Source organism: Micromonospora sp. ALFpr18c (genome assembly GCF_008868155.1).
In the GTDB taxonomy this organism is placed as follows: Bacteria; Actinomycetota; Actinomycetes; order Mycobacteriales; family Micromonosporaceae; genus Micromonospora.
Map to the genome: position 1 here is coordinate 17025 of NZ_WBKR01000060.1, position 12185 is coordinate 29209.

The following is a 12185-nucleotide window of genomic DNA, read 5'->3' on the forward strand; positions in this document are numbered from 1 at the left end:
GCCATGACGAACCCCTCGACGTTGTACCGCGGCGGCGTGCTGCACTGCCCCGCCGACCCGAGCGCGACCGCGCTGCTGGTGTCCGGTGGGCGGATCACCTGGTTGGGGACCGACGGTGACGCGCCGCCGGCGGACAGGGTGGTGGACCTGGACGGGGCGCTGGTGACGCCGGCGTTCGTGGACGCGCACGTGCACGCCACCGACACCGGGTTGACGTTGTCCGGGCTGGAGTTGTCCCCGGTGCGCTCGGCCGGGCAGCTGCTCGACGCGGTGGCGGGCTTCGCGGCGGGTCTGCCGGCGGACGCGGTGGTGCTGGGGCACGGCTGGGACGAGTCGGGTTGGCCGGATCCGGCGTTGCCGGACGCGGCGGCGCTGGACCGGGCGGCCGGGGGCCGGCGGGTGTACCTGTCGCAGGCGTCGATCCACTCGGCGCTGGTGTCGTCGGCGCTGCTGGCGGCGTGTCCGCAGGCGGCGCAGGCGGCGGGGTTCGACGCGTCGGGCTGGTTGCGGCGCGACGCGCACCACGTGGTGCGGGCCGCGGCGCAGGCGTCGGTGAGTCGGGCGCAGCGGGTCGCCGCGCAGCGGGTGGCCCTGGCGCACGCGGCGTCGCTGGGCATCGCGGCGGTGCACGAGTGCGGTGGCCCGGAGATCTCCGACGAGGAGGACTTCACCGGCCTGCTGGGCATCTCCGGCGCCGGGCTGCCGGAGGTGTACGGGTACTGGGGTGAGCTGGGCGGCGCGGCGCGGGCCCGGGAGCTGGGTGCGGTGGGCGCCGGTGGTGACCTGTTCGCCGACGGGGCGTTGGGGTCACGCACGGCGCACGTGTCGCAGCCGTACGGCGACGGGGACGGCTGCGGGCACGGTTACCTGACGGTCCAGCAGGTGCGCGATCACCTGCTGGACTGTGCGGCGCACGGCCTGCAGGGCGGGTTCCACGCGATCGGTGACGCGGCGATCGGCACCGTCCTCGACGGGTTCGCGCAGGCCGCCCGCACGGTGGGTGTGGAGCGGCTACGCGCGGCGCGGCACCGCGTCGAGCACGCGGAGATCATGAGCAAGGCGATGATCGCCCGGTTCGTGGAGTACGGGATCGTGGCGAGCATGCAGCCGGCGTTCGACCGGTTGTGGGGCGGCGCGGGCCGGATGTACGAGTCGCGGTTGGGTCTGGACCGGTCGTTGGAGTCCAACCCGATGGGTGCGATGCACTCGGTCGGGGTGGCGTTGGCGTTCGGGTCGGATTCGCCGGTGACGCCGCTGGACCCGTGGGGTTCGGTGCGGGCCGCCGCGGCGCACCACAACCCGGCGCAGCGGATGAGTGTGCGGGCGGCGTTCGCCGCGCACACCCGCGGTGGGTGGCGGGCGGTGCACCTGGACGTCGAGGGTGTCCTGGCCCTGGGCGCGCCGGCGACGTTCGCGGTGTGGTCGACGCCGGCGGGGGTGGAGCGGGGCCTGCCGGTGCTGCTCGCCGAGGACCCGGAGGTGCGGGGTCCGGACGATCCGACGCCGCTGCCGGTGTGCCGGCGTCTGGTGCTGCGCGGTGAGGTCATCTACGAGGAAGGGTCGTCGTGAACGAGCGGACGAGCGGTGTGGCGGGGGCGACGGCGTGACCGGCAAGCTTGATCTTGACCCGGTGTTGGTGGCGCGGGCGCGGGAGTTGGCGCGGCGGGCCGGCCAGCCGGTGGTGGACCTGGCGCGCAGCCACACCACCGTGTCGGTGGAGCGGGCGGTGTTGCGGCTGGCCGGGGTGACCGGCGCCGACCCGGACGGCATTCCGTGGGTGAACCGGCTCGTCGACGCGGTCGTCGCGGACGTCGGGTTGGGTCACGGGGTGGCGGTGCCGGTGTTCGATGCCCTCGCCCGCGAGGGCATCACCGACGTGACGTTGCTGGCGCAGAAGGCCGCCGCCGGGTCGGTGCGCTTCGCGCTGCCCACCGGACGGGCGGCGACGGCGGCCCGCTCGGCGGCCCGCAGGGCCGTCGGCGCGGGTGTGCGGCGCATCGACCGTCGGCGCGCCGAGCGGGACCGGCTCGTCACGCGCCACGGTGACCCGCGGCAGCGGCCGTGGATCTACCTGATCGTCGCGACCGGGGACATCTACGAGGACATTCCGCAGGCGCAGGCGGCGGCGCGCGCCGGCGCGGACGTGATCGCGGTGATCCGCTCCACGGGGCAGTCGCTGCTGGACTACGTGCCCGAGGGCGCGACGCGGGAGGGGTTCGCCGGCACGTACGCCACGCAGGAGAACTTCCGGCTGATGCGCGCCGCGCTGGACGAGTCGTCGAAGGAGTTGGGCCGCTACGTGCGGTTGACCAACTACGCGTCGGGGCTGTGCATGCCGGAGATGGCGACCCTGGCCGGTTTGGAACGCCTCGACATGATGCTCAACGACTCGATGTACGGGATCCTGTTCCGCGACATCAACCCGGTGCGCACGTTCGTCGACCAGCGGTTCTCCCGGCAGGTGCACGCCCGCGCCGGGATCATCATCAACACCGGTGAGGACAACTACCTGACCACCGCCGACGCCGTCGACGAGGCGCACACGGTGACGGTGTCGCAGCTGCTCAACGAGTTCTTCGCGCACGAGGCGGGCCTGGCCGACTGGCAGTTGGGGCTCGGGCACGCGTTCGAGATCAACCCGGAGGTGCCGGAGTCGTTCCGGTTGGAGCTGGCGCACGCCCTGCTGGCGCGGGAGTTGTTCCCGGACGCGCCGCTGAAGTGGATGCCGCCGACGAAGCACATGACCGGTGACGTGTTTCGGGGCAACCTGCTCGACGGGTTCTTCAACCTGGCGGGCACGCTCACCGGGCAGGGCATCCTGCTGGTGGGGATGATGACCGAGGCGGTGGTGACGCCGTGGCTGTCCGACCGCGACATCGCCCTGCAGAACGTGCGCTACGTGCTGGGCGCGGCTGGTGGGCTGCACGAGGACTTCGTGCCCGCGCCCGGCGGGTTCATCCGCCGCCGCGCCAACCAGGTCCTCGGTGAGGCGTTGGACCTGCTGGAGCGCATCGGGGAGCAGACGCTGCTCACCGCCATCGCCGAGGGCACGTTCGGGATCATGAAGCGGCCGGCGGACCGGGGCAAGGGCCTCGATGGGGTCGCCGCGCACGAGGCCGACTACTGCAACCCGGCCACCGACATCCTGGAGGCGGCGGCGTGAGTGGGCAGATCGTGCGGCCGTACGGGGACACCACCGGCGACGGGATGGTGCAGGTGTCGTTCACGCTGCCGGTGGCGCACGACAAGCGGGCCGAGGGCGCGGCGGTGCAGTTGGCCAACAAGATGGGCATCGACCCGGCGATGGTGGTGCACGCCAAGCCGATGGGCGACGGGTTCACCTTCTTCGTCGTGTACGGGCGGGTCAACCACCTGGTCGACCTCGACGCGGTGCAGGTGGTGGAACGCGACTTCGCGCTGCTGTCGGCCAAGGAGGTCAACACGGTGGTCAAGCAGCGGCTGCGGCGCAAGCTGTCCGTGGTCGGGGCGTGCATCGGCACCGACGCGCACACCGTGGGCATCGACGCGATCCTCAACGTCAAGGGCATCGCGGGGGAGAAGGGCCTGGAGTACTACCGGGAGTTGAAGGTCACCAACCTGGGCGCGCAGGTCAGCGTGCCGGAGCTGGTGGAGGCCGCCCGGGCGGAGAAGGCCGACGCGGTGCTCGTCTCCCAGGTCGTCACCCAACGCGACGCGCACCTGCGCAACACCCGGGAGATGTCCGCGGCGTTCCGTGAGGCGATGCCGGCGGGACGGCGTCCGCTGCTGATCGTCGGCGGTCCCCGCTTCGACGAGACGATGACCGACGAGTTGGGCGTGGACCGGATCTTCGGCCGGGGCACCACGCCCGGCGAGGTCGCCAGCTACCTGGTGCACGCCCTGATCACGCAGCGGAAGGCGATGGCATGACCGACGCAAGGCTCGGGTTGACGGTGACGCACCGGCGCTACGTGCCGTACGCGCACGCCCACTACGCCGGCAACCTCGTCGACGGGGCGTACGCCCTCGGGCTGTTCGGCGACGTCGCCACCGAGGTGTGCATCCGCACCGATGGTGACGAGGGACTGTTCGCCGGCTACTCCGACGTGCGGTTCACCGCACCCATCCGCGCCGGCGACGTGGTGGAGGTGACCGCCCAGGTGTCGCGGGTGGGTGCCCGCAGCCGCACCCTGGAGCTGAGCTGCGCGGTGGTGTGCCGGGGCCGCCCGGACCGCTCCGAGTCCGCCGCCGAGGTCCTCGACCCGCCGATCGTGGCGGTCACCGCGACCGGCACCGTGGTCGTTCCCGCCGCCAGCGTGAGTCGCGAGGAGTGAGCCGGGGTTGCGAGCCCCGCAGTCGCGAACACCAGAGGCAGCGTGAGTCGCGAGGAGTGAGCCGGGGTTGCGAGCCCCGCAGTCGCGAACAGGGACACTCGTGACCCTGGCGGTCTGCGCCGACGTCGGCTCCACGTACACGAAGGTGGCCGTGGTGGACGTGGCCGCCGGTGTCCTCGTCGGCGCGGCGGCCGCGCCCACCACGGTCGGCAGCGACGTGCTGCACGGCCTGGACGCCGCGGTCACGGCGGCCACCGCCGGGCTCGGGGTCCGTGACGTGCCGTGGTACGTGTGCTCGTCGGCCGGCGGTGGGCTGCGGCTGGCCGTGATCGGCTACGAGCCGCTGGTCACCGCGCAGGCGGGTCGGCGGGTCGGGTTGTCCGCCGGCGCCCACGTGGTGCACACCGCCGCCGGGCGGCTCGGCGCGGCGGACCTGACGGCGCTGCGGGCCGCCCGATGCGACGTGGTGCTGCTCGTCGGCGGCACCGACGGCGGTGACGCCGACACGATCACCCACAACGCGACCCGGCTGGCGCGGGCCCGCTGGCGGATCCCGGTGGTGTACGCGGGCAACGCCGACGTGCGGGCGGAGCTGACCGGGCTGCTGGAGGCCGCCGGGGTGCCGGTGACCGGCGCGGACAACGTGCTGCCCCGCATCGGGGTGCTCGCCCCGGATTCGGCGCGCGCCGCGATCCGGGCGGTGTTCCTGCGCCACGTCATCGGCGGTAAGCGGCTGTCGAAGGGCGGCCGGTTCGCGCGGCTGGTGCGCGCGGCCACCCCCGACGCGGTCCTCACCGGCGTGGAGGTGCTCGCCGACACCATCGGCGGGGACCTCGCCGTCGTCGACGTGGGTGGCGCCACCACCGACGTGTACTCGGTGCTCACCCCCGACGAGCGGGCCACCGGGCCGGGCCGGGAGGTCGCCGGCAGCCTGTGGCGGGCCCGCACCGTGGAGGGTGACCTGGGGATGCGGTGGAGCGCGCCTGGGGTGGTGCGCGCCGCCGCCGAGGAGCGGCTGCTCGCCGCCGGTGAAGCCGAGACCCTCGCCGCCGCCGCGGCACGCCGCGGCACCGACCCGGGGTTCATCGCCGTCGATGACGCCGAACGGGCCGTGGACGCCCGCATCGCGGCCCTCGCGGCGACGGTGGCGCTGCGCCGGCACGCCCGCGGCGCCGCCACCGGGGAACGCGCCGGACGGGACCTGCGCGACGTGCGGCTGATGGTGGGCTCCGGCGGGGTGCTGCGGCACGCGCCGCCGGACGCGGCCGGGCGGGTGCTGGCGGCCGTCCTCGGCGACTACGCCGGCGGGTGGCCGCTGCCCCGCGCCGCGGACGCGGTGGTGGACGTCGACTACGTGCTGGCCGCCGCTGGGCTGCTCGCCGAGGAACACCGGGCGGCGGCGGGGACTCTGCTGCGCCACCATCTGCGTACGCATTGAGACGTGCCGACCCGACACGCCGTGTCGGAACACACGACAGGCCGGCGTGGGTTGACAGGAGACGGGGTGCAGCACGTACCGTCTTTGAGTCCTACCACGGGAAGCGGCTGTTGTTCGCTTCGTCCCTTCGTCCGCTGGCCGAGCGACATTTTTGAGCGTCATCGTCGCGGCGGCCAGGTCCAGCGGGCGGGGGTCGGCGGGGCGGCGCGAACCGGTCGCGGTTACCGGTGTACGGGCAGGGTGAGGTGCACGGCCAGTAGACAACGGCCCGGCGGGGGCAGCCAGTCCGCGTCCGGTCGGTCCGAAGGTCGGCGTGCCACATCCTCGCCACACCGGCCGGGGAGGGCCTGGGAGCATCGGGGCGCGGCGCGAGCCGCGCCCCGATTTCATGTCCGCCGGGCGGATCGTCCCCCACGGCCCGATGCGGCCGACACCACCGCCGGCCAGGTAGCCTTCGCCGGGTGATCGAGGTGAAGCTGCGGTGACGACGCTGGACCGGGACGAGACCCACACCCCGCAGGCGTCGACCCGTCCGGTCGTCGCCGCCGCGCCGCTGCCGTTGCCGGCCGCCGCGCTGATGGCGGTCGCCGCCGGGCTGGCCCTGCTGGTGGCGTTCCCGCCGTACGGGGTGTGGCCGCTCGCGCCGGTGGGCGTGGCGTTGCTGGCCGCCGCGGCGCACCGCCGACGGTTGCGCGCCGGCGCCGGCCTGGGCTTCCTCACCGGCGTGGCGTTGTTCGCGCCGCTGCTGGCCTGGACGAACCTGCACACCGGCTACCTGCCGTGGGTGTTGCTGTCCCTGTTGCAGGCCGGCTACCTGGCGCTGCTGGGCATGGCCACCGCCTGGGTGTCGCCGCTGGCCGACCGCGGCCGCTGGGCGTGGCCGGCGCTGACCGGCCTGCTGTGGGTGGGGCAGGAGGCGCTGCGCGACCGCACCCCGTTCGGGGGGTTCCCGTGGGGCCGGCTGGCGTTCAGCCAGGACTCGTCGCCGCTGCTGCGCCTGGCCGCGCTCGGTGGCGCGCCGCTGGTCACCTTCGCGGTGGCCCTCGTCGGTGGTCTGCTCGTCACGGCCGTCTGGCGGGGCTGGGTCGCCGCCCGCACCACCGCGCGCAGCGAAGGCCCGCCGGCCGCCCGGTGGGCGCCGGTGGCCGCGCCGGCCGCCCTGGCGGTGGCGCTGACCGCCGCGAGCCTGCTCGTGCCGGTCGCCGCCACGGGCGGCGGCGACACGGTCACCGTGGCGATCGTGCAGGGCAATGTGCCGCGCCTGGGCCTGGACTTCAACGCGCAACGCCAGGCGGTGCTCAACAACCACGTCGACGCCACGCTGCTGCTGGCCGCGCAGGTCACCGCCGGCGCGCAACGCCAACCCGACCTGGTGGTGTGGCCGGAGAACTCCAGCGACATCGACCCGCTGCGCAACCCCACCGCCGGGGCGCGGATCTCGCAGGCCGCCGACGCGGTCCGCGCGCCGATCCTCGTCGGCGCGGTCCTGCAGGGCCCCGGCGCCGGTCAGGTCCGCAACGTGGGCATCCTGTGGCGGCCCGGCACCGGCCCCGACCTGGGCCAGCTGTACGCCAAACGCCACCCGGTGCCGTTCGCCGAGTACGTGCCGCTGCGCGACGTGGCACGGATGGTCAGCGACAAGGTCGACCTGATCCGGTCGGACTTCGTGGCCGGCAGCACCCCGGGCGTGGTGCGCGCCGGCCCGACGGTGCTCGGCGACGTGATCTGCTTCGAGGTCGCCTACGACGAGGTGGTCCGCGACACCGTCACCGGCGGCGCCCAGCTGCTCGTCGTGCAGACCAACAACGCCACCTTCAACGTGGCGGAGGCCCGCCAGCAGCTGGCGATGGTGCGGCTGCGGGCGGTGGAGCACGGCCGGCCGGCGTTGATGGCCTCCACGGTCGGGGTGTCCGGGTTCGTCGCCCCGGACGGGCGGGTAAGCGATGCCACCGGGTTCAACACCCGGGAGGTCGTGGTGCGGCAGATGCGGCTCGACGGCGGACGTACCCTCGCCACCCGCCTCGGCTGGTGGCCGGAGGTGGCGCTCGCCGGGCTGGCCGCAGCGGCCCTGGTCGGCGCGGCCGTGTTGCGCCGGCGGCAGCGGGTCATGCCCGGATAGCAGCAGCCGGTACGCCGGCGGGAGCGGAGGAACCGTGATCCAGGCGACCGATACGATCCGGCGTCCCGACGAGGTGCCCGGCGTGGGCCGGGTGCTGGTGGTGATCCCCACCTACAACGAGGCCGACAACGTCGCCGCGATCGTGGGGCGGGTCCGCCGGGCCGCCCCGGCCGTGCAGATCCTCATCGCCGACGACAACAGCCCCGACGGCACCGGCGCGATCGCCGACGCCCTCGCCGACGGCGACGCGCACGTGCAGGTGCTGCACCGCGAGGGCAAGCAGGGCCTCGGCGCCGCCTACCTGGCCGGGTTCGGGTGGGCGCGGGAGCGCGGCTACGACGCGGTCGTGGAGATGGACGCCGACGGTTCGCACGCCCCGGAGGACCTGCCGGCGCTGCTGACGGCCGCCCGAGACGCCGACGTGGTGATCGGGTCACGGTGGACCAGCGGCGCGCGGGTGGTGAACTGGCCGCTGCGGCGGCTGCTGCTGTCGCGCTGCGGCAACCTGTACGCGCGGCTGGCCCTGGGCATGCCGATGTCCGACGCGACCGGCGGCTACCGGGTGTACCGGATCAGCGCGTTGGACGCCATCGACCTGGATTCGGTGTGCTCCCAGGGCTACTCGTTCCAGGTGGAGCTGTCCCGGCTGGCGCATCAGGCCGGCGTGCGGATCGTGGAGGTGCCGATCACGTTCGCCGAACGGGAACGCGGGGACAGCAAGATGAGCCCGCGCATCGTGGCCGAGGCGTTGTGGCGGATCACCACGTGGGGCGTGCAGGACCGGCGCCAGGCGGTACGCCGCGGCCTCAACGGCACCCCCACCGGTCAGGTGCGGTGGCCGTGAGCGCGGCCGTGTCATGCTGGATGGGCGGGACACGCCCATGGTGTCGCGGGAATGGCGATGAGGTGAGATGCGCCGAGGACTGAGGTTCGTGCCGTTGGCCCTGCTGCTGACGGTGGTGCTGGAGTTGGCGGTGTTCGTCGCGGTGGGGCGGGCGCTGGGGTTCGGCGCGGCGGTGCTGTTGGTGTTCGCCGCGTCGCTGCTGGGGCTGGTGCTGCTGCGCCGCGAGGGCATGCGCGCCTGGCGGGGGTTCCGTTCCGCCGCTGCGGCCGGGCAGCCACCGGGGCGGCAGGTGACCGACGGGCTCGTCGGGTTGGCCGGTGCGCTGCTGCTGGCGGTGCCGGGCCTGGTCAGCGGTCTGGTCGGGTTGCTGCTGATGGTGCCGCCGCTGCGACGGTTGGCCCGTTCCGGGGTGCAACGCACCGCGGAGCGGCGGGTGTCGTCGATGGTCGCCGGTGACCTGTTCGGGCCGCGGACGGTGCGGGTGCGCCAGGGTGCACCGCAGCCGACGCCGAGCGCGCAGCCGCAGCAGCCGGTGGTCGTCGACGGTGGCCGGGCCATCGAGGGCGAGATCATCGAGCCTGGCCGCAACTGACGCTACGACACGACGGCGCCCCCGGGGAGAACCCCGGGGGCGCCGTGTCGTGCGGTGTGCGGCTCAGGCGCGGCCGCGACGGGTACGAACCTCCTGGAGCCGTTCAGCGAGGATGTCCTCAAGCTCGGCGATCGAGCGCCGCTCCAGCAGCATGTCCCAGTGGGTACGCGGCGGCTTGGCCTTCTTCTGCTCCGGCTCGCTGCCGTCGACGAGTCGGGCGACGCTGCCGTCGAACTTGCATTCCCAGGTCGTCGGGACCTCGGCGTCGACGGCGAACGGCACCTCGAACTGGTGGCCCTTGGCACAGAGGTACTCGCGGGTCTGACGCGGCGCGAGCTCCGTGTTGCGGTCGGATTCGTAGCTGACCGCGCCCAGGCGGCTTCCGCGCAGCATACGCTCGCCCATGATCGACTTCCCCTCGTTCGTGGTGCTGGTCTTCTGGGTGTAACGGTGCGTGCCCGTCGCCCCATTCCCGCCCGAGGGCGTGAGGCGTCCACGGGTGGGCCGCGACCAAGGGTAGCCGGCCGGGGCGGCCACCCGGCCAGGTGATCCCCGGGCGGGTCGCGTTGGTGGAGTGTTTCGGCTGCCACCGGGGATGTTAACCGCCCGAGCGCAGTGGAGGTTGCGATGGCCCAGGACGTCCCGGTCGAACGCCGAGCCGCAACCGGGCGCACGTTCTTCGGGCATCCCCGGGCCCTGGCGACGCTCTTCCTCACCGAGATGTGGGAGCGGTTCAGCTTCTACGGGATGCGGGCGATCCTCGTGCTGTATCTCACGGCCGAGGTCTCCGACGACGGGTTGGGGCTGGGCGAGGCCAGCGCCAACGCGGTCTACGGCACGTACAACGCGATGGTGTACCTGCTGGCGCTGCCCGGCGGGTGGGTCGCCGACCGGCTGATCGGCGCCCGCCGCAGCGTGCTGTGGGGCGGGGTGGTGATCGCCGCCGGGCACTACGTGATGGCGGTGCCGGTGCGGTGGAGCGTGTTCGCCGGGATGACGCTCATCGTGCTGGGCACCGGGCTGCTCAAACCGAACATCTCGACGATGGTCGGCGCCCTGTACGACCGGGACTCCCCGCGCCGCGACGCCGGCTTCTCGATCTTCTACATGGGCATCAACCTGGGCGCGTTCCTCGCCCCACTGATCACCGGCTTCCTCGGCGAAAAGATCAACTGGCATCTGGGGTTCGCCGTGGCCGCGGTCGGCATGACCGCCGGCGTGATCCAGTACGTGCTGGGCCGGCGCAACCTGGGCGACACGGGGGACCGGCCGGCCGACCCGCTGCTCGGCGCCGACCGCCGGCGGGCGCTGACCCGGGCCGGCCTGGCGCTGGTGGCGCTGCTCGTCGTCGTGGCCGTCCTCGCCCTGCTCGGGCTGTTCACCGTCAACACGGTGGTGAACGTGCTCACCGCGGTCACCGTGCTCGTCGCCATCGGCTACTTCGCCCGGATCATGACCGACCGGGAGCTCAGCACGACCGAACGTCTGCGGATGAGGGCGTACCTGTGGCTGTTCGTGTTCGCCGCCGCGTTCTGGCTGATCTACGACCAGGCCGGCTCGGTGCTGAACATCTTCGCCGCCGACCGCACCGACCGGGACGTCGCCGGGTTCACCTTCCCCGCGTCGTGGTTGCAGTCGGTCAACCCGATCCTGATCATCATCGGCGCGCCGCTGTTCGCGCTGCTGTGGCTGCGCGCCGGCAACCGGGTGTCCACCCCGGTGAAGTTCGCCGTCGGGCTCATCCTCAACGGCCTGTCGTTCGTGCTGATGGCCGCCGCGGCGCAGGCCGCCGTCGGCGGCGAGCGGGTGTCGCCGTGGTGGCTGGTCGCGGTGTACGCCATCCAGGTCGCCGGTGAGCTGTCGCTGAGCCCCGTCGGCCTGTCCGCCACCACGAAGCTCGCGCCGGTGAAGTACGCCAGTCAGATGCTCGGGCTGTGGTTCCTCGCCACCGCCGTCGGCGACGCCATCGGCGGTCAGGTGGCCCGGCTCGCGCAGACCTGGTCCGAGTCGACCTACTTCCTCACCTTCGGCCTGGCGTCGGTGGCGTTCGGGGTGGGCGCGGTGATGTTCGCCCGACACATCCGCGCGTTGATGGCCGGCATCCACTGACCGGCCCGGCGGTCAGCCGGTGGCGTCGTCGGGCGTGGCGGCGCCGAGGCGGGCCAACGCCAGCGCCAGGTCGCTGACCTGGTCACCGAGCTGCGCCACCCGCCGCTGGGCCACGTCCCGGTCGGCTTCGGCGGCGTCCAGTCGTACCGTCAGGGTGCTGACCTGGCCCTCGGCGGTGGCCGCGGCGTGCCGGGCGGCGGTCAGCTCGGCGGTCAGCGCGTCGCGGTGCGCGAGGGTGGCGGTCAGCTCCGCGCGCAGCCGCACGGCCAGTTCGGCGGCCTCCTGACGGGCCGTGTCGGCCTGGTCGGCGGCGACCTGCGCGCGGTCACGGGCGCGTTCGGCCTGCTCGCGGGCGCGGGCCGCGTCGGCGGCCTCGGTGCGGGTCCGCGCGGCGTCGGCGCGGGCCTGGTCGATCTGGCGACGGACGTCCTGCACCTCGGTCTGCCACCGCCCGGCCCGCTCGGTGGCCTCAGCGGCGGCCCGGGTGGCCCGCTCGGCGTCGGCGCGCGCCGCGTCCCGGTCGACGCTCAGATCGGCCGCCCGCTGCCGCTCGGCGTCGCGTGCCACCCGCAGCTCGTCCGCGTCGCGGCGGGCCTGGTCCCGATCGAGTTCGGCCTGGGCGCGCAGCGCCTGCGCCGCGCTGGCGTCGCGGCGGGCCTCGTCCCGGGCCGCCTCGGCGAGCCGGGCCCGCTCGTCGGCGGCGGTGACCTGCTGCCCGGCCCGCTCGGCGCGCTGGCGGGCGTCGTCGGCCTCGACCCGGGCGGTACGGG

At 74.0% G+C, this 12185-nt stretch carries 10 protein-coding genes and 1 pseudogene; 9 read left to right on the forward strand and 2 right to left on the reverse strand.

Annotation, left to right across the window (positions count from 1 at the left end):
* The first annotated feature begins 3 nt into the window (after window positions 1–3).
* The 8 genes from F8271_RS13565 (at window position 4) to F8271_RS13600 (ending at window position 9306) form a co-directional block, all read left to right on the forward strand.
* Window positions 4–1569 carry an amidohydrolase gene (locus F8271_RS13565; RefSeq protein ID WP_151490051.1) on the forward strand — a complete coding sequence of 522 codons (1566 nt, stop codon included), beginning with the start codon at window positions 4–6 and terminating at the stop codon, window positions 1567–1569.
* A gap of 34 nt (window positions 1570–1603) precedes the next feature.
* Window positions 1604–3163, forward strand: a complete 1560-nt coding sequence (locus F8271_RS13570; protein WP_151490052.1) for a lysine 5,6-aminomutase subunit alpha — start codon at window positions 1604–1606, stop codon at window positions 3161–3163.
* Window positions 3160–3909, forward strand: a complete 750-nt coding sequence (locus tag F8271_RS13575) for an OAM dimerization domain-containing protein (protein ID WP_151490053.1) — start codon at window positions 3160–3162, stop codon at window positions 3907–3909. Before F8271_RS13570 ends, F8271_RS13575 begins: the two co-directional genes overlap by 4 nt.
* On the forward strand, window positions 3906–4313 hold the full coding sequence (locus F8271_RS13580) for a hotdog domain-containing protein (protein WP_151490054.1): 408 nt from the start codon (window positions 3906–3908) through the stop codon (window positions 4311–4313). The genes F8271_RS13575 and F8271_RS13580 overlap by 4 nt, the downstream gene beginning before the upstream one ends.
* A 100-nt stretch (window positions 4314–4413) precedes the next feature.
* Window positions 4414–5751 carry a glutamate mutase L gene (locus F8271_RS13585; RefSeq protein ID WP_151490055.1) on the forward strand — a complete coding sequence of 446 codons (1338 nt, stop codon included), beginning with the start codon at window positions 4414–4416 and terminating at the stop codon, window positions 5749–5751.
* A gap of 553 nt (window positions 5752–6304) precedes the next feature.
* Complete coding sequence (gene lnt / locus F8271_RS13590) at window positions 6305–7870, forward strand: apolipoprotein N-acyltransferase (protein ID WP_225854507.1); 1566 nt, start codon at window positions 6305–6307, stop codon at window positions 7868–7870.
* A 34-nt stretch (window positions 7871–7904) separates the two neighbouring features.
* Window positions 7905–8714: a polyprenol monophosphomannose synthase gene (locus F8271_RS13595; protein WP_151490057.1), complete on the forward strand. Its 810-nt coding sequence runs from the start codon at window positions 7905–7907 to the stop codon at window positions 8712–8714.
* Window positions 8715–8781: 67 nt separating this feature from the next.
* Window positions 8782–9306: an FxsA family protein gene (locus F8271_RS13600; protein WP_151490058.1), complete on the forward strand. Its 525-nt coding sequence runs from the start codon at window positions 8782–8784 to the stop codon at window positions 9304–9306.
* A gap of 63 nt (window positions 9307–9369) precedes the next feature.
* On the opposite strand, the gene F8271_RS13605 is transcribed toward F8271_RS13600, so the two are convergent.
* Window positions 9370–9711 (reverse strand): RNA polymerase-binding protein RbpA, encoded by a 342-nt coding sequence (locus tag F8271_RS13605; RefSeq protein ID WP_046564157.1) that lies wholly within the window; start codon window positions 9709–9711, stop codon window positions 9370–9372.
* Between the two features lie 222 nt (window positions 9712–9933).
* Between F8271_RS13605 and F8271_RS13610 the strand changes: the two genes are divergently transcribed.
* On the forward strand, window positions 9934–11415 hold the full coding sequence (locus F8271_RS13610) for a peptide MFS transporter (RefSeq protein ID WP_151490059.1): 1482 nt from the start codon (window positions 9934–9936) through the stop codon (window positions 11413–11415).
* Between the two features lie 12 nt (window positions 11416–11427).
* Here the strand turns inward: F8271_RS13610 and F8271_RS32375 are convergent.
* Window positions 11428–12185, reverse strand: a pseudogene (locus tag F8271_RS32375) (hypothetical protein); the annotation flags it as partial.